Here is a 16797-nt window from a genome sequence, read left to right as displayed (position 1 = left end):
TGGTTACAATTCAATTCCACGGAATGCTGCTGACCTCTCGGGTCTGTCCTCATTCCTGTACCCTGTTTCAGGGGCAGGAGGATTCTGGACGAACGAAAATCCATACAGTTTCTCGCAAGGGCGCGCATTGTAAACGCTGCAGGCACAAACTGTAAAGCTGCCGTGAAAAATTGATCAGAGTCAGAGACAGGGGAAAACATGAATCACGAGACCACCACGCAGCCAGAGACGCCCTGTTCATGAGGGTTCTGGGCATAGAAACCTCCTGTGATGAAACCGCGCTGGCCATCTACGGCCATCCGCCCGGCGAGGACAGGCAGACGGCCAGACTGTATGGCCATGTACTCCACAGTCAGATTGCCATGCATGCCGATTACGGCGGCGTAGTGCCCGAGCTGGCGTCACGCGACCATGTTCAAAAGATCTGGCCCCTGCTGGATACATTGCTCGACGAGTGCGAGCTCTCTGCAGGAGACATCGATGCCGTCGCCTATACCGCAGGCCCCGGTCTCGTCGGAGCGCTCATGGTAGGCGCCTGTTTCGCCACGGCCTTTGCCTGGGCCAGGCATCTGCCGGTCGTTCGCGTTCACCATATGGAAGGCCACCTGCTGGCGCCCATGCTGGACGATCCAGAATTGAAGCCGCCATTTGTTGCGCTGCTCGTGTCCGGCGGACACAGTCAGCTCGTGGCGGTGCATCAGGCGGGAGAGTACGAGTTGCTCGGTGAGTCGCTGGACGATGCTGCGGGTGAAGCCTTCGATAAGGTCGCCAAGATGCTGGAACTGGATTATCCGGGCGGCCCAAATGTGGCGAAGCTGGCTGATACCGGTGACAGAACGGCCTTGCGCTTTCCCCGTCCGATGACCGACAGGCCGGGTCTTGACATGAGCTTCAGCGGCCTCAAGACTTTTACCCGTAACGTGCTCGCAGAAGGCAAGGCGAGTCATGCCGACATTGCTGCGGCCTTTCAGGAAGCTGTGGTCGATAGTCTTGTCATCAAGTCCAGACGGGCCATCGAAGCCACTGGCTATCGCCAGTTAGTAGTGGCAGGCGGTGTGAGTGCAAACCGGCGGCTGCGCACTGTGATGGATGCGGCGGGGCGTAAGGCGGGCTTCGGCATTGCCTATCCGCGAGCCGAATTCTGCACCGACAATGGCGCCATGATCGCCCTGGCCGGCTATAGGCGGGCAATTGAAGGCGAGGGAAGGCACAATCTTGAAGTGCTGGTAACGCCCCGCTGGCCTCTGGCATCACTCATGGCTGACAGTCAAACCTGAAGAGGAGCTAGAGCGACTGTTCCTTGCCCTTTGCCAGCGCAATGATATTGTCCCGATGTCGAATGACCAGCACCAGCGAGAGTACAACGAAGAAGAGGGTGAACTCCGGATTGAAGAAATAGGCCACCCAGGGCGCCAGGCCGGCTGCGGCGAGCGAAGCCAGCGAGGAAATCCGTTTCCACAGCAATAGGGTCCACCACACTATCGCGAGAATCAGCGAAGTTGAAAAAGCCAGCGCGAGACCAGTGCCCAGCATGGTAGCCACACCTTTGCCACCCTGGAATTTGTGATAGATTGGAAGAATGTGTCCGAGTACTGCAGCAATAGCGACAAGTCCAAGGTACTCGGCCTCGAGCCCGGCCAGGCGGCCGATACCAACCGCGAGGGCCCCTTTCCCGGCATCCCAGAGGAGGGTCAGCGCGGCGGGAAGCAGGCCGCCGAGCCGATAAACGTTAGTCGCACCAGGATTGCGCGAGCCGCTTTCGCTGGGTGACGGTAATCCGAACATGGCACACACGAGATAGGCACCCATGGATGATCCCAGCAGGTAGGCCAGTGGAAGACAGATCATGAAACCGGTAGATACCATCGGCGCCTCTATACCGCTGCGTCAGAGCGTTGTTATTCAGGCCCTGGAACTCGACTGCGTGATTGGAGTATACGACTTCGAGCGTCGCTTCGAACAGCGGCTGCTGCTCGACCTCACCATGAGTACCGACTTCAGCGAAGCCATGAAGACTGATCGCCTGGATCAGACGCTGAATTATGCGGCCATCTGCGAGCGGCTCCAGTGTATTGCCCGGGCATCATCGTTCGCGCTATTGGAGAGGCTGATGGGTGACTTGGTCCGCTGTCTGCAGGACGAGTTCGGCATCGACCATTTTCATATGCGATTACGCAAGCCAGGCGCTGTGGCTGGTACAGCCTATGTGGGTATCGAGATTGACACCAGACCAGTCTGAAGCCGACATGATGTCAGCGGCTCGAACGAAGGTACTGACGGGATTCGGTATCGGTAGCAATATCGAGCCTGAACGCAATGTGCAAACAGCGCTCGCCGCACTTCGATATGAGTTTCCGGATCTGCTAGTTTCTCCGGTGTACCGATGTAAGGCCGTAGGCTTTGATGGCGATCCCTTTCTGAATCTTGTGGTGGCCACCGAAACTTCTCAAGCCTTGCCTGAACTGCAGGCAATGGTCAAGAGCCTGGAGGCAGCCAGCGGACGCAGTGGACAGGAGTCGAAATACTCCGGCAGGACGCTCGATATCGATATTCTCTTTTATGGTGGACTCGTGTGTAGGACTGAGCAGATTCAGCTGCCGCGAAAGGATGTGGTAAAATACCCCTATGTGCTCAAGCCGCTGACCGACATCCTGCCAGACTGGGTGCATCCCGAGCGTCTTTGCACAGCTGCCGAGCTATGGCAAGGCCTGGTCGACGCCGCCGAAAGCGAGCAGCGGCTGCTGCATAAACACGGTGTTGAGTTAACCGACATGCGGTTCGACCGAAGCTCGGGGTCGTTCTAGCGATTTGCCTCAAGCGCAGCCTGGACCAGCTGTGCCGTCGAGGGATCGAGCGCCAACTCGCTGGCGTCAGTTCCGCCTTCAAGTAACGGAAGGATGCTTGAGCACATCTGCTTACCGAGCTCGACACCCCACTGGTCGAAGGAATTGAGATTCCAGACCACACCCTGTACGAAGATCCGCTGTTCATACATGGCTATGAGCTGCCCAACAGTAAAGGCGTCCACCTCAGGTACTGTGATCGTGGTGCTGGGCTTGTTGCCCTGAATCACCTTGTGCGGCGCCAGCTGCTCGGCTTCAGATTCATTCATGCCCGCATTCAGACATTCCTGTCGGGCTTGCTCGAGGGACTTGCCGGTGAGCATGGCCTGACTCTGCGCCAGACAATTCGAGATCAGCATCCTGTGATGTTTCTGAATCTGCTCGATACCAATCCGCTCAGAAAGAGGTCGGCCGGTTTGCCGTGAACGCAATGGCAGAATGAAGTCGACCGGTACGACCCGCGTGCCCTGGTGAATAAGCTGATGGTAGGCATGCTGACCATTGGTGCCCGCGCCACCCCATACAATTGTGCCGGTCTGGGAAAAGACGGGCTTGCCATCACGCTGAACAGACTTGCCATTGCTTTCCATGTCCACCTGCTGCAGGTGGGCAGCCAGATCGTTGAGACCCTGATCGTAGGGAATGATGGCGTAGTTGCCGATGTTTTTGAAGTTGTTGTACCAGATGCCAATCATCGCCAGCAGGGCTGGCAGATTCTCTTCAAGCGGGGCTGTCAGGAAGTGCTCGTCCATCGCTGCGGCGCCCTGCAGCAGCTTGCGGAACAAGGGCATGCCGATCTGGCATGCGATGGGTAAGCCAATCGCCGACCACAGAGAATAGCGCCCGCCTACCCAGTCCCACATGGGCAGGATGTTCTCTGGATCGATACCGAAGGCCTGCGCCTTCTCAACGTTACTGGACACAGCGATGAAGTGTTTACCCAGTGCTTCCGCACTATCGTCGAGCGCCCCAACTGATGCATCACCAAGGAACCAGGCCCGCGCCGTAAGCGCATTGGTCAGTGTCTCCTGGGTAGTAAATGACTTCGACTGGATGATAAACAGCGTGTTGCTGGCCTTGAGTCCTTCCAGTGTGTTCAGGATGTCTGCCGCGTCGACATTGGCCACGAAGTGAACGCGAATGCCATCGTGCCAGTCAGGGCGGAGCGCCTCCACGACTACTTCGGGGCCCAGAAAGGAGCCGCCTATGCCAATGCTGACCACATCCGTAATCGGCTGCCCATCAAAGCCTGTCCAGCTGCCTGAATGCAGGCGTTGAACCACTCGCGTCATGCTATCGAGCGCAGCATCCACTTCACCAATGATATCGCCAAGCCCGCTCGCCGTCGGTCTGGCGCTGCCGCGCAGGGCAGCATGCAGTACCGCCCGCTGTTCGGTGTTATTCAATAGCTCGCCACCAAACATGGCCTTGCGAGCAGCATCAAGCCCGCTGTGCTTCAGCAGCGCCAGCAGTTCGTCGCGCACTTTCAGGCTCATCGCGCTCCGCGAGTAGTCCAGTGTGAGATCGCCGCAGCTGGCGGTCATATCACCGAGCCGGCCAGGCTCGGAGCTGAAATAATCGAGAATGCGGTCGGACACGGTGTTGTCAGCCTGTTGCTTCAGCGCCTCCCAGGCCTTCATGAATTCACGGTCCTGTTCTGGCGTTCTGAACGACGAGTCCATATCTGCTTATCCTTAAACGGCTAATCGTGACTTCGAATAATACGAATGTTATCAATGAGACGGGTCTGTCCAAGCCGCGCAGCGACCAGCACGACGATATCCTCATCACGCTCACTGGCGACGTCGAGGGTATCGGCGCGAACAATGTTGAGATATTCGGTCCTGAAGCCCTTCCGCGACAGGTTCTCCAGCCCTTCAGTCTGTAGCTGAAGGAAGTTCTTTTCCCCGTCTTCAATTCTGCTGGCTATGTGCTGCAGCGTTCGGTAGAGCTCGGCAGCCACCGGCCTGTCTTCCGCAGACAGGTACTGATTACGCGAACTCATCGCCAGGCCGTCGTCCTCCCGTCTCGTAGCGCCAGATACGATCTCGACAGGCATCTGCAGGTCAAAGACCAGTTTGCGAATCACAGCCACCTGCTGAAAATCCTTTTCACCGAAGAAAGCTACAGCCGGTTGAACGATATTCAGCAGAACATTGACGATTGTTGAGACGCCATCGAAGTGGCCTGGCCGATGGGCGCCGCAGTGATGACGAGTGACTTCGGGGACGGTAACCTTGGTATGGGCTTCAAGACCCCTTGGATACAACTGGTCGGTCGATGGCGTGAACAGTAGATTGCAGCCCGCTTCGACCAGCTTGGACTGATCATCAGCTAGGGTCCTGGGATAGGTATCGAAATCTTCGCCAGCGCCAAATTGCAGCGGATTGACGAAGATGGACGCCACCGTGAAATCGCATCGGCTGACCGATTGCTCGATGAGGCTGATGTGCCCGGCGTGAAGATTGCCCATGGTTGGCACAAAGCCGATTCTTGCGCCTTTTTGCCGAAATCGATCAAGGGTTGCCCGTAGGCCGGCAATATCTGCAGAGGTCTCCATGCTCAATGCCCTGACTCCACCGCTGCAAAGCAGTGTTCCGCAGCGGGAAAGCTCCCGTCCTTGACCGCCTGCACGTAGCGTTCGATGGCCTGTTGAATGGACTCGCTGCCATTCATGAAATTTCTGACGAACTTGGCTGGTTTACGTTCGCCCAGGCCGAGCATGTCATGCATGACTAGTACCTGAGCGTCAGTATCAGCGCCCGCGCCTATCCCGACGACCGGCACGGCCACGGATTCGGTAATTCTGCGGGCGAGGTCTGGTGGTACGCATTCGAGCAGCAGCATGTCTGCTCCGGCATCAACCAGGGCGTAGGCGTCTTTGAGCATGATCTCGGCGGCTTCGGCTGTCTTGCCCTGAACCTTGTAGCCCCCGAACTTGTGCACCGATTGCGGCGTCAGACCGAGATGCGCGCAAACCGGGACGCCCTGGCGGGAGAGCTGGGCGATAACGTCGGCCAGCCATCCGGTACCTTCCAGCTTCACCATGTGGGCGCCTGCGCGCATCAGGGTGGCCGCATCGCGGCAGGCCATCGCTGTATCGTTGTATGTCATGAAGGGCATGTCAGCCATGATGAAGGCGGTCTGGCTGCCTCGCGCCACGCACTCGGTATGGTAGGCGATCTCCGCCGTCGTCACCGGCACCGTGCTCTCTTTCCCCTGCAGCACCATGCCGAGCGAATCGCCAATCAGCAATACTTCGACACCTGCCAGCTCAGCCGTTCGCGCGAACATTGCGTCATAGGCTGTAAGGACCGCTATTCGTTCCTTGTCTGCCGCCATTTTCTTCAGCCTGGACAGGGTTATCCTCGGTCCGCTCATGTATTCTCCCCATTCATCCGGTAGGTGATCACCTCTAGACTAATGCCAATTCCTTGCATGTAAAGCGCTTTATGAGCGCCAGACCTGATCTGTCCTGTGCGGCCGGCAGCTCGGCAATGGCACGGCCATCAACGAAGTGTAGGTCAGGCTGGATTTCAAGTAAGGGTATGAGCACGAAATTGCGCTCTAGCATGGCATAGTGTGGGATGGTGAGTTCGGGCGTGTCCAATTGCCTGGCATCGAAAAGCAGCAGGTCGAGATCCAGCGTTCTGGCAGCCCATCGATGGCCTGAGCGTACTCTGCCAAAGGTCTGTTCGATGCCCTGCAGCGCCAGTAGCAATGCTTCAGGTGTCAGGGTAGTTGAGATGGAACAGACGGCATTGGCGTAGCGTGACTGGGGTGTACCGCTCCCGGGAAGCGGCTCGCTTTCGTAGGTAGAGGACCAGTCGGTGAGTTCAGCGTCGGGCATTGCCGCAATGCAATGCAGGGCCTGCTGCAGGATCTCGACCGGACTGCCGATACCCTGCATGGGAAGATTGCTGCCCAGCCCTATGTACACGCGGCTGGCGGTATTTGCTTCAGTGCGTTCGGTGTGGTGCACAGGCGCAGGTCAGGCTGGCTGACTAGCCATTATTCTGCGGCTTCCGTCCACGCCGTCGACGCGGTCGCTTGCGGCCATCGCCGTCATCCCGTCCTCCAGAGGCTTCGCGGCGTTCATTGCGCTGCTGGGCATGTTTTTCCTGAGCTTCATCGTGCAACATTTTGCCTTCATCAGACGAAATATAGTCCGTCCACCACTGACCTGCGCCTTCGGTATCTTCTCCAGCAGCTTCACGCAAAAGCAGGAAGTCGTAGGCAGCGCGAAACCTGGGGTGAAACAGGCAGGATTTGACGTTGCGCTTGCTATGACGCTCGAGTCTTGATTGCAGGCCCCATACTTCCTTCATGGGCAAGGTGAAGCGCTTGGGAATACTCGTAGTCATTAACTGCCTGGCTACTGTCGAATCGGCAGCAGCGAAAAAAGCATCCTGCGGCGCCACATCGGTGGCGAGCATTTTCCGATGCGCCTTCGAGAACGCTTCCCATAAAAATGCTGCATAAATGAATGCTGGCGTTACCGGCTTGTCTGCCGCCACTCGGCTATCGGTGCTGGCCAGTGCCAACAAAGCGAGTTTTAGGCCAGTGGGCGCTTGTGGCCCCTCTGCCAACAGATACTGCAGCAGGTTGAAGTGCTCGAGCTGTTTCCAGGATGCCTGGCCATAGCCAGACATGAACAGCTTCAGCGCTTCGTCAAAAAGTCTTGCGGAAGGCACGCCAGCCAGTAGCTCGCCCAACTCATAAATCGCGTCAGAAGCCGCCTTGTCGACAGTGAAGCCAAGCTTGGCTGCGAAGCGGGCAGCACGCAGCATGCGGACCGGATCCTCGCGATATCGCACGGCAGGATCGCCAATGAGTCGCAAGACCTTGTTGTTCAGATCCTCCAGACCATTTGCGTAGGCGTGGATGCTGAAGTCGGAGATATCGTAGTAGAGCGCGTTGACGGAAAAGTCGCGTCGCGCCGCGTCTTCATCCTGATTGCCGTAGGTGTTGTCTCTCAGAATCCGTCCGGTTTCTTCGTGGAGGTGTTCATCATCGAGATCGGCAGAAGCGCGAAACGTCGCTACTTCGATGATTTCACGACCAAAGCGAACATGGACAAGCTTGAAGCGACGACCAATCAGGCGGGCATTTGAAAACAGCCCATCGACAATTTCAGGGTGTGCATCTGTGGCGATATCAAAATCTTTCGGATGGCCGCCAAGCAGCAGGTCGCGAACACCTCCGCCGACGAGATAGGCCTGATAGCCTGACGCGTTCAGGCGATAGAGCACTTTGAGTGCGGCACTACTGATCTGCTTGCGCGAGACTGAATGCTGGTCGCGGGGAATGATCTGTTTATCTATGCCATGGGAAGCAGGCATGGCAGCCTGTGGGATAGCGGCCTGTGGCTGCGGTGCAGCAATACGGCGAGCGAATCCTAGAAGTTTTCGGAGCATGAAGGAGGTCTGTTTTTGTGCGTAAGAATGCCAGGACGCATAGTAAAGCAAAAAGCAAGCGGACACGAAGGAAAAACATGAAGGCCGCTCGAGGCAGCCCCATTGAAAGTGACCTTGTAGGTCGGAGAGAACAGCACCAAACCGGCTGTCATATCAATTTACAAGCAAAAGGCTTTGAACACATCGAGCAGTAAAACTCTTGGAGCAGGGAATTCGGTTTCTGTGCCGTTCTTGTTTTTGTTGAGGCTTTTCTTATTCCGAAACTGCTTCAGGAGCAATCAATCTGCTAGAAGGCCAGCATTCAAAACTTTCAGCTCGTGCCCGTTTATTATTGTTGGAGGGGCGTAAGACTCAAGTGAGTCATGTCTAAGTGCGTTGTTGTTTTTATTGGTGCGGAGTACATATTGTTTTTGTTTTACAATTCATTACATAGCAGTAACCAAGCCAACTTATAAATATCGTTGTAAAACAATTAGTTGAATAATATTGATTGTAAGTGCGTGGTAGGTCGATGTCCGAAGTGTTACCTATGTCCGCGGTTTATGTGTCTCCACTGTGTTCGCAGGTAACAAAGCGGGTTACCCCGATTTTTTGGGGCGAGGAATACTGAGACGCTGACGGCGCTCCCAGAGGTTTTTTCTGCTGATGCCCAGCTTTTTGGCTAACTCGGTTTCGCTCATCGTGTCCTGGTTTTCGAGGACGAAGTGCTGAAAATAGTCTTCCAGGGAAAGATCGCTACTCTTGGCAGTATCAATTTCCTTGGGCATGTCGCTGCCGGTGGCCAATACCTCGAGATAACTGTTCTGGCTATCGTTGAAATCGATATCGAGCAGGTCGGGGGTGATACCTGGCGCTTCGGTCACGATGATCGCGCGCTCCAGCGCATTTTCCAGCTCTCGCACGTTGCCTGGCCAATCGTATGCTGCGATGGCCTGGCGAGCAGCCTGGGTCAGAGAGATCCCTGGTTTATCCATGCGCTTGAGAAGTTTTTGCAGCAGCTTGTCTGCCAGCAGGAGAATATCGTCGCCTCGGTCTCTGAGCGGAGGGATCTTCAGAGGCATCACATTCAGACGATAAAACAGATCCTCACGGAACTCATTGTTGCGCGTCATCGCCTTGAGATTCCGGTGGGTCGCTGCCAGGAGCCGAACGTCGACCTGCCTCGACTGCGTTGAGCCCACCCGTCTGATTTCACCTTCCTGCAACACTCGTAATAGCCGCGCCTGAGCTTCGAGCGGAAGCTCGCCAATTTCATCGAGAAACAGGGTGCCTCCATCTGCTGCTTCGATGAGACCACGCCTCGCGCTGGCCGCGCCGGTAAAGGCGCCCTTTTCATGGCCAAACAGTTCGGATTCGATCAGCGTTTCGGGAATGGCGGCACAGTTCACCGAAATCAGCGTCTGATCGTGTCGGCGACTCAGCGCATGCAGGGCCTTCGCCGCGAGCTCCTTGCCTGTGCCTGATTCGCCCTGAATGAGCACGGTTGAATCCGTAGGCGCGACCTTCTCTATGAGGGTGAACAGCTTCAGCATCTGCTCACAGTCGCCGTACATGAAGGATTTCACGCTGGCGCGTGGCGAGCCACCAGTGCTGGTGTCGTCATTCTCAACCGCTTCAGACGATACCGCTGAACCGGTACCGTTATGAGCAAGCTGGCTGCGCTGCCGCTGCCTGATCAAAATGGATTCAATAGCAGACAGCATTTCGTCATGATCGAAGGGCTTGGCAAGGTAGTCCACTGCACCTCGCTTCATGGCGTTTACGGCCGAGCGCATACTGGCATAGCTCGTCATCACCAGGACTGGGATGTCCTTGGCTTCCTCGATCAGACTCGTGCCTTCTCCGCCAGGCAAACGCACATCAGTAATGATGAGATCGAGCCGTTCACTCCGAATAGCCTCGAGCGCTTCGTCAAAATTGCCGGCTTCACTGACCGTGTAATCGTTGTACTCGAGCAGTTGCTTGAGTGCCGAGCGGATGACCTGCTCGTCTTCGACAATGAGAATGTTTGCCATAAAAACAGGTTACCGCTGTTCGCGTGCAGTTATATCAGCAAGAGGAAGCCGAATCTCGACCCTTGTGCCTCGCTGAAGACTGGAGAAACCAACCGAGGCTGGATCAGTGTTCGCTGGCGATCCACCGACACTTGATGACTCGGCGGATGGCGTGCTGACCCGTGTATCATCAGCAGGATATAGAGGGCTATGGTAACTGATCTTTCCGGAATGTTCTTCGATGATACGGTGAACAAGTGTCAGGCCCAGTCCTGTGCCCTTGTCGGGTCCCTTAGTGGTAAAGAACGGGTCGAAAGCGTGCAGCAATACCTGATCGCTCATACCCTCGCCAGGATCATTGATATGAATCACACTGGTGTCCGCCGTTCGTTCATGTTCGAGAATCGTGATTCGACTGTCGAGCCCCTCCAGACTGGCTTTCACACAAGCGTCCCGGGCATTTGACAAGAGGTTGATGAAAACCTGAGTGAGCAGTTGCTCGTCGCCTGCGACAATGCAGTCTCGCGGCAGACGGTTGTCGAAACTGACCCGGCCATCGATGCGGGATAACGACAACAGGTGAATGGCCTCTTCAACCCTGTCAGTCAGTACAACAGCGCCATTGTGGCAGAACTCCGGCGCATGTCCGCTGCGCGCAAAATTCATCAGTGAGTCGAGAATGTTCGAGATCCGACCCGTTTGCTGTCGTATCTGTGTAGCCACCTTGAGGACTTCCTCTTCGTCAGTGACCAGTCGCAGATTCTGGGCCAGGCAATCGATGCCAGTAGCGGGATTGCCAATTTCGTGCGCAACGCCAGCAGCCAGCTTCCCAATGGAGGCGAGGCGCTCACTATGTCGTACTTCGGCCTCAAGGCGCTTCACTTCAGTCAGATCCTCCACGACGATGACCTGTCCAAGGTCAGTTGTGTCGGCTCCGCCGATAGCGTTCTTGTAAACGCTCACCCAACACTGTCTGTCAGGCAACGACAGCATCTGCGCGTTCGCAGCACTTCTAGGCTCTTCGATGACACCGGTCAGCAACCCGCTCCACGGCTCAGGCAGGGCACTCAGATGAGAGCCGATCAGTGACTTTGCACTCAAGCCCGAGAGCGTTTCGAAGGCCGTGTTCCAGATGAGAATCTCGTTTTCTTCAGACACGGTACAGGCTGCGATAGGCAGGTTCAGGAGTATCTGCCGATGATAGCGCCGCAGGCGGTCCAGTTCGCCAGCCAGCCCGGTCAGGCGGTCGTGATAGCGCTCGAGTTTATTTTCGACGAAGGTGATGTCGGGTGCTGTTGGCAGATTGTTTGCGAAGGGTGGCGCTTCGCCGGTCAACAGGAGCTCGGGGTGCTGGCTGAGGGAAGTCTTGATGATGTCGCGTGCCAGCGCCGGCCCCAATAGTCCCGACAGGTTGGCCTCGAGCCGGTCCCTGAGCCGGCGCAGGGCGTAGGGCCTGCTTTCTTCGGCAGAGAGACCCAGCTCTCTGCAGGCTCGGCGAACCTCTCGGGCTGCTGTCATTTCGCCGAGCTGCGAGGCCAGCGCCGTAGAAAATTCTGCTACTGAACGTACGCTCAGGCTGCGGGGATTGCCGTGGGTAAAGCTGGTGAACGAGCAAGCCTGGGCGGCGCTGAGCTCGGCTTTCGTGCTGCGAAAAATCAGGGAGATAGACACAAAGATCGTAATATTGATGCCAAGCGCCAGCATGATGGCAACGTGCCAGTGCTCCTTAATATTGGCCACTACCGGATACAGCGTGTCTGAAAAGCGCAACCACTCGAATATACCAGCATAAGGCAGTGCGACGAGTGCGGCCCAGCTCATGATGCCTGCGATGAGGCTGAATATGATGCCGAGCCTGTTGGCAGTCGGCCAGTAGGTGACAGCCAGCATGCCCGGTAGCAGTTGCAGACTGGCAGAGAAAGACAGCAGGCCGAGCGTGGATAGCGTGACTGACTCCGGCATCAGTGTAGCCAGCACGGCCACCGAGATCATGAGGCAAATCGCGAGAATCTGCCGCCCTGTCGTGAGCCAACGATACAGGTTCTCCTGACTCAGCATACGGCTGGAGACGGGTTGGTAGGTGGGTAGAACCACATGGTTGAGTAGCATGCTGGACAGTGCGACAACGGTCACGAGAACGACCCCGCCAACAGCAGCCAGAACGACGAGCACTGTGAGCACCGTAACCAGTGGCGACTGCATCACCACGCCCAGCGCAAGCAGAAAGAACTCCGGTTCCGTGGGCAGGGCGAGCTTGATGCCAGCCCAGAGTACGACAGGAATCGGCAGTGCCAGAACCAGCAGCAGAGCCGGGAATAGCCAGCTCGCCCTGAACAGGGCCCGGCCGCTGGATGGGCCCATCAGTAGCATGTGAAACATGTGAGGCGTAGTAAGAGCCGCCCCAAAGAAAATCAGCAGTAGCGTGCGCCACGGTCCCTCTTCGAGGTGACGATCAATTGAACTGATGCGCTGTGCGCTATCTTCCAACCAGCTATCAAGCCCGGCGAAACCATCGAAAACCTGATAAAGCGTTAATAGACCGATCGTGGTAAAGCCCAGCAGTTTTACGAGCATTTCAAAGCTGAGGAGGGTGCTGAGCGCCATATCTGGCTTGCCCGTCTGCAGCTTGTTCCTGGCAATCACGATGACCAGAATGGTCAGACCAGACCAATAGGCCAGCATGAGCGCCCAGGCCTGCGTGGACGACTGCAGCAAATAACCAAAAAGCTCTTCGAGCGCCCGGAATTGCAGTACAAGCAGTGGCAAGGACACGAGCGCCAGAAAAACAGAGATGAGTGATCCGCTCCCCTGACTCCTATAGCGGAAGGTAAACAGGTCCGCGATACTCGTGAGCTGATAGGTCCTGCAGATTTCGAGTAGCGGCGTCAGCAAGACCGGTGCGAGCAGATAGCACCCGCTGATCCCCAGGTAAATGGCAAGGAAGCCGTAGCCAGATTCATAGGCAGTGCCCACCGCTCCCAAAAAAGCCCATGCACTGGCATAGACGCCGAGAGGAAGAACAAACAATAGGGAAGAGACGACGCCTCGGCCCTGAATTCGCGGCCAACCCCTTCCCCCCGCAACGCCAACGAAGCCGACGCAGGAGAGATAAGCCGTGACCAGTATGGTCAACCACAGGGGATCAAAAATCATCTGTGCTTTTCCTGCTTTCAAGCAGGGCGGCAACGATGATCACGGCTGCCCAGATGAGATAAGGTCGGTACCAGCTGCTACCGGGTGCCAACCACCAGTCCATGACAATAGGCGACAGCAGGTAGATGCCGAAGACGAGCAGAAAAACGAGCCGGTAAATATACATGAATGCACTCTACTACGAGGTCGGCGGCTTCGCCATGAGCTGACGTACCCCCTGAAGCGCCCCAGGTTGCCAGGCTGCTATCGCCTGGCGTAGCAATGAACCCGGGTCATCACCAATCGAACTGTCAGCCAGTGCTCCCATACCCAGGAATTTCATACAGAACAACAGGTTCTGCATGACCCTGCGATCGTCAAGTGGCGGCGCTTTCGATTGCTTGCTCAGCTTCTGGCCTTGCTCGTCCACGATAATAGGGAAATGGGCGAAACTGGGCGGAGCCCATTGCAGAACCTGATAGAGCGCCTGCTGGGCAAAAGTCTCGCTGAGCAGATCCGTGCCTCTCACCACATCGGTAATGCCTGTATCGTGGTCATCGACGACCACAGCGAGTTGATAGGCAAACACGCCATCACGTCTCAGGAGCACCGGCTCCTCAACGATCGGCATCAGGGACGCACTCTGGAAGCCTTGAATCCGATCGGTAAAGTGAATTTCGCGGTTGGCCACACGAAAACGCCAGCTCACATCGGCTGACTGCCGACAGGGCTGATCACAGCGCGAGCAAGGTAAACATGAGGCCAGTCGAATGTCTTTCCGGCTACAGACACAGGCAAACACCGCACCGAGAGACTGGAGATCGTTGCATATCGCTTTATAACGAGTAATACGAGCTGACTGATAGACGATTGGACCGTCCCAGGTCAGGCCATGAGATTCAAGTGAATTGAGTATACTGGTGATATGTAACTGGCGACTACGGAGGGGATCGATGTCCTCGATTCGTACTTGCCAATCACCGCCCCGGGCCTTGGCGTCCAGGAAGCTGGCGACTGCTGCAATCAATGAGCCGAGATGCAGGGGGCCGGTAGGAGAGGGCGCAAAACGCCCTCGCGCTGCAGACAGGGCTTATATCCCTGTCTGACGTTCCTTGATTTCTGCAAGCGTCTTGCAATCAATGCACTGAGTGGCGGTGGGACGTGCTTCCAGTCGACGAATACCAATTTCGACACCACAGCTTTCGCAGAAGCCGTAATCATCACGATCAATGTTGTCGAGGGTTTTGTCGATCTTCTTGATCAGTTTTCGCTCGCGGTCACGTGTTCGCAGCTCAAGACTGAATTCTTCTTCCTGAGTGGCGCGGTCGCTCGGATCAGCATAGTTGGCCGCGTCCTCCTGCATATGATGCATGGTGCGGTCGACCTCTTCCATCAGTTCCTGCTTCCAGTTCAGCAGCATCTGGCGAAAGTGATCGAGCTGGCTGGAGCTCATGTACTCTTCGCCTTTCTTCGGCTCGTAGGGCGTGAAGTCGGTGAAGCCTTCACTGGCAGCCTGCTTGTTGGCCTTTTTAGTAGGCGCTTTCTTAGCGCGGGTCTTGCTGGTATCAGTGCTGTCAGTATTCTTTGCAGATGCTGGCATAAACTGCCTCACTAGATGCTGTGACCAAAAATAGCTGTGAACAGTACCCAAGGTATAAAAGTTTATCTTTCTCGCAGATGATATACCTGCGAATAGGATAGCCTCAAACCACCGGATTCAGGGGGCGCAAAATACCAGAAATCCCCCCAGGGGCCAACTGTTGTTACGTCGTGTACGTGCGACCAACCACTTTAGTCTAAGTCGAGGTGAGTAGCCAATCGCTTTGCAAGGCAGTCAATTTCGAGTAAGTGATCGCTACAAACGCTGATGACGGTGCTTTGCTCAGCTTCGGTGAACGGCTCCAGCGCCTTGATTTGTCGCTCCAGAATGGAAATATCAGCTTCTGCTGCATCCTTGCCCTGTCTCTTTCTGGCCTGTACTCGCTCACGCAGAATATTTTCTTCCGCCTGACACGACATGATGGCGAAGGGGACGCCATTCAGTTCGGCTACCCGCCTCATCTGACCCCTTTGCACTTCTTTGAGGAAGGTGGCGTCGAGAATGACCGAACGCCCTGCTTTCAATAACAGGTCGGCTGTGTCGGCAAGATGCGTGTATGTCTGCTCAGTCGATTCAGCTGCATAAATGCCAGCATCAGCGGAAGATTTCGTATTGTCGAGTGGCTTGAAACCATGCAGTCGCTTGCGCTCGACATCAGATCGCACACGAACCGCTTTCAAATGCTCGAGCAAATGGGTGCTGACGGTAGTCTTGCCCGATCCCGAAAGCCCCTGCGATATGATCAGAAACTGCCGGGGAATACTCATATAGCGTTCGGCGAGTCGCAGGTACTGCCGGGCCTTGCCGAGCTGTCGATCGCGCTCAGCAGCGTCTATGCCCTCGTTGCCGGCTGTGAAGAGCGCGATCTTGCATCGAACCATGGCGCGGTAGGATTTGTAGAAGTTGAGCAGGCGCACGCCTTCGAAATCACCCGTATCCTCGAGGTAGATGTTCAGTACACGGTAGGCCAGGTGATCCAGCCCGCGGTCCTGTAAATCCATGAGGAGGAAAGCGAGATCATTGATGGTATCGATCCAGCGGAAATCTTCATTGAACTCGATGCAATCAAACAGTGACGGCTTGCCGTTGATTATGGCGACATTGCCGAGGTGCATGTCGCCATGACATTCCCGTACATACCCCTTCTCCCTGCGGGACGCCAGTAGCGGCGTCAGGCGCTTGAACTCGCTGCCAGCCCATTGCTCGACAAGCTTGAGCAGTGCCTTGTCGGCGCCATCTTCGAGCATCGGTTCTATCTGTTCGAAGTTCTGCGCCATCGGCGCGAACACTTGCTCGGGCTTGCCAAAATCACGATCATCAGCCGCTATGGCACAATCGTTGGTGTGAAAATCGGCGATCTGGTGGGCAAGTTGTTTCATGTAGATCGGCAGTGCTTCATCTGCTGGATCCAGCTGGTCGAGCACTGAGGACGGGTCAAACTGACGCATCTGCACGGCGTATTCGATGGCTTCGCCGGAGGTATTCATTTCAGGTGAGTCTTCCGAGCCGCCAATGGCCACCACTTTGAGGTAGACTGATTCAAGAAGTCGGCGATTAAGTCTCAGTTCCTCTTCACAGAAGTGGCGACGTTGCGCCAGAGTAGAGAAATCCAGAAAGCCAAAGTTCATCGGCTTCTTGATTTTATAAACGAATTCCCCGGTCAACAGTACCCACGAAATATGTGTTTCCAACAATTGAAAATTGGCAACCGGATGATCGTATAATTCCGGATTCTGTAGCGCCTTGACCAGTGCTTCGCTCATAAATTCTGCTTGTCCGCTGTCTTGTAAGGTTCGAGTTCGCAGCGCAGA

15 protein-coding genes are annotated in these 16797 nt (G+C 55.9%); 3 read left to right on the top strand and 12 right to left on the bottom strand.

What is annotated here, in order from left to right; genetic code table 11:
• Window positions 1-239 precede the first annotated feature (239 nt).
• Entirely contained in the window at window positions 240-1277 is a 1038-nt protein-coding gene (gene tsaD / locus ABD735_RS08835) for a tRNA (adenosine(37)-N6)-threonylcarbamoyltransferase complex transferase subunit TsaD (protein WP_344805459.1), read from the top strand.
• Window positions 1278-1284: 7 nt separating this feature from the next.
• Here the strand turns inward: tsaD and plsY are convergent, their stop codons facing one another.
• Entirely contained in the window at window positions 1285-1866 is a 582-nt protein-coding gene (gene plsY / locus ABD735_RS08830) for a glycerol-3-phosphate 1-O-acyltransferase PlsY (RefSeq protein ID WP_344805458.1), read from the bottom strand.
• Here plsY and folB point away from each other — a divergent pair.
• Entirely contained in the window at window positions 1847-2239 is a 393-nt protein-coding gene (gene folB, locus ABD735_RS08825; protein WP_344805456.1) for a dihydroneopterin aldolase, read from the top strand. The genes plsY and folB overlap by 20 nt on opposite strands.
• Window positions 2220-2804 (top strand): 2-amino-4-hydroxy-6-hydroxymethyldihydropteridine diphosphokinase, encoded by a 585-nt coding sequence (folK, locus tag ABD735_RS08820; protein WP_344805454.1) that lies wholly within the window; start codon window positions 2220-2222, stop codon window positions 2802-2804. Before folB ends, folK (ABD735_RS08820) begins: the two co-directional genes overlap by 20 nt.
• Here folK (ABD735_RS08820) and pgi read toward each other — a convergent pair.
• The 11 genes from pgi to ABD735_RS08765 form a co-directional block, all read right to left on the bottom strand.
• Entirely contained in the window at window positions 2801-4525 is a 1725-nt protein-coding gene (gene pgi / locus ABD735_RS08815) for a glucose-6-phosphate isomerase (protein WP_344805452.1), read from the bottom strand. The two genes, folK (ABD735_RS08820) and pgi, sit on opposite strands and share 4 nt — an antisense overlap.
• Window positions 4526-4545: 20 nt before the next feature.
• On the bottom strand, window positions 4546-5403 hold the full coding sequence (gene panC / locus ABD735_RS08810) for a pantoate--beta-alanine ligase (RefSeq protein ID WP_344806337.1): 858 nt from the start codon (window positions 5401-5403) through the stop codon (window positions 4546-4548).
• A gap of 2 nt (window positions 5404-5405) precedes the next feature.
• A complete protein-coding gene (gene panB, locus ABD735_RS08805) occupies window positions 5406-6224 on the bottom strand; it encodes a 3-methyl-2-oxobutanoate hydroxymethyltransferase (protein ID WP_344805450.1) in 819 nt (272 codons plus the stop codon).
• 34 nt (window positions 6225-6258) lie between these two features.
• Window positions 6259-6783, bottom strand: a complete 525-nt coding sequence (folK, locus tag ABD735_RS08800; RefSeq protein ID WP_344806335.1) for a 2-amino-4-hydroxy-6-hydroxymethyldihydropteridine diphosphokinase — start codon at window positions 6781-6783, stop codon at window positions 6259-6261.
• Window positions 6784-6847: 64 nt separating this feature from the next.
• Window positions 6848-8260 carry a polynucleotide adenylyltransferase PcnB gene (gene pcnB, locus ABD735_RS08795; protein WP_344805448.1) on the bottom strand — a complete coding sequence of 471 codons (1413 nt, stop codon included), beginning with the start codon at window positions 8258-8260 and terminating at the stop codon, window positions 6848-6850.
• A 578-nt stretch (window positions 8261-8838) separates the two neighbouring features.
• Window positions 8839-10275: a sigma-54-dependent transcriptional regulator gene (locus ABD735_RS08790; protein WP_344805445.1), complete on the bottom strand. Its 1437-nt coding sequence runs from the start codon at window positions 10273-10275 to the stop codon at window positions 8839-8841.
• A gap of 9 nt (window positions 10276-10284) precedes the next feature.
• Complete coding sequence (locus tag ABD735_RS08785) at window positions 10285-13407, bottom strand: ATP-binding protein (protein ID WP_344805443.1); 3123 nt, start codon at window positions 13405-13407, stop codon at window positions 10285-10287.
• The gene (locus ABD735_RS08780) at window positions 13397-13573 is read right to left on the bottom strand and encodes a hypothetical protein (protein ID WP_344805441.1); all 177 of its coding nucleotides are present in this window, start codon (window positions 13571-13573) and stop codon (window positions 13397-13399) included. The genes ABD735_RS08785 and ABD735_RS08780 overlap by 11 nt, the downstream gene beginning before the upstream one ends.
• A 12-nt stretch (window positions 13574-13585) precedes the next feature.
• Window positions 13586-14473 (bottom strand): tRNA glutamyl-Q(34) synthetase GluQRS, encoded by an 888-nt coding sequence (gene gluQRS, locus ABD735_RS08775; RefSeq protein ID WP_344806333.1) that lies wholly within the window; start codon window positions 14471-14473, stop codon window positions 13586-13588.
• A gap of 3 nt (window positions 14474-14476) precedes the next feature.
• Window positions 14477-14839: an RNA polymerase-binding protein DksA gene (dksA, locus tag ABD735_RS08770; RefSeq protein ID WP_344806331.1), complete on the bottom strand. Its 363-nt coding sequence runs from the start codon at window positions 14837-14839 to the stop codon at window positions 14477-14479.
• Between the two features lie 338 nt (window positions 14840-15177).
• Entirely contained in the window at window positions 15178-16749 is a 1572-nt protein-coding gene (locus tag ABD735_RS08765; RefSeq protein ID WP_344805439.1) for a bifunctional aminoglycoside phosphotransferase/ATP-binding protein, read from the bottom strand.
• Between the last annotated feature and the right edge of the window lie 48 nt (window positions 16750-16797).

It is taken from the genome of Allohahella marinimesophila (assembly GCF_039538005.1).
GTDB lineage: Bacteria > Pseudomonadota > Gammaproteobacteria > Pseudomonadales > Oleiphilaceae > Allohahella > Allohahella marinimesophila.
The sequence above is the reverse complement of the archived record's forward strand: the minus strand, read 5'-3'. Positions and strand labels throughout refer to the sequence as shown.

Coding starts and splice junctions, on each gene's coding strand:
- tsaD (WP_344805459.1), top strand. CDS start 240: ATGAGGGTTCTGGGCATAGAAACCTCCTGTGATGAAACCGCGCTGGCC.
- folB (WP_344805456.1), top strand. CDS start 1,847: ATGAAACCGGTAGATACCATCGGCGCCTCTATACCGCTGCGTCAGAGC.
- plsY (WP_344805458.1), bottom strand. CDS start 1,866: ATGGTATCTACCGGTTTCATGATCTGTCTTCCACTGGCCTACCTGCTG.
- pgi (WP_344805452.1), bottom strand. CDS start 4,525: ATGGACTCGTCGTTCAGAACGCCAGAACAGGACCGTGAATTCATGAAG.
- panC (WP_344806337.1), bottom strand. CDS start 5,403: ATGGAGACCTCTGCAGATATTGCCGGCCTACGGGCAACCCTTGATCGA.
- panB (WP_344805450.1), bottom strand. CDS start 6,224: ATGAGCGGACCGAGGATAACCCTGTCCAGGCTGAAGAAAATGGCGGCA.
- pcnB (WP_344805448.1), bottom strand. CDS start 8,260: ATGCTCCGAAAACTTCTAGGATTCGCTCGCCGTATTGCTGCACCGCAG.
- ABD735_RS08790 (WP_344805445.1), bottom strand. CDS start 10,275: ATGGCAAACATTCTCATTGTCGAAGACGAGCAGGTCATCCGCTCGGCA.
- ABD735_RS08785 (WP_344805443.1), bottom strand. CDS start 13,407: ATGATTTTTGATCCCCTGTGGTTGACCATACTGGTCACGGCTTATCTC.
- ABD735_RS08780 (WP_344805441.1), bottom strand. CDS start 13,573: ATGTATATTTACCGGCTCGTTTTTCTGCTCGTCTTCGGCATCTACCTG.
- dksA (WP_344806331.1), bottom strand. CDS start 14,839: ATGAGCTCCAGCCAGCTCGATCACTTTCGCCAGATGCTGCTGAACTGG.
- ABD735_RS08765 (WP_344805439.1), bottom strand. CDS start 16,749: ATGAGCGAAGCACTGGTCAAGGCGCTACAGAATCCGGAATTATACGAT.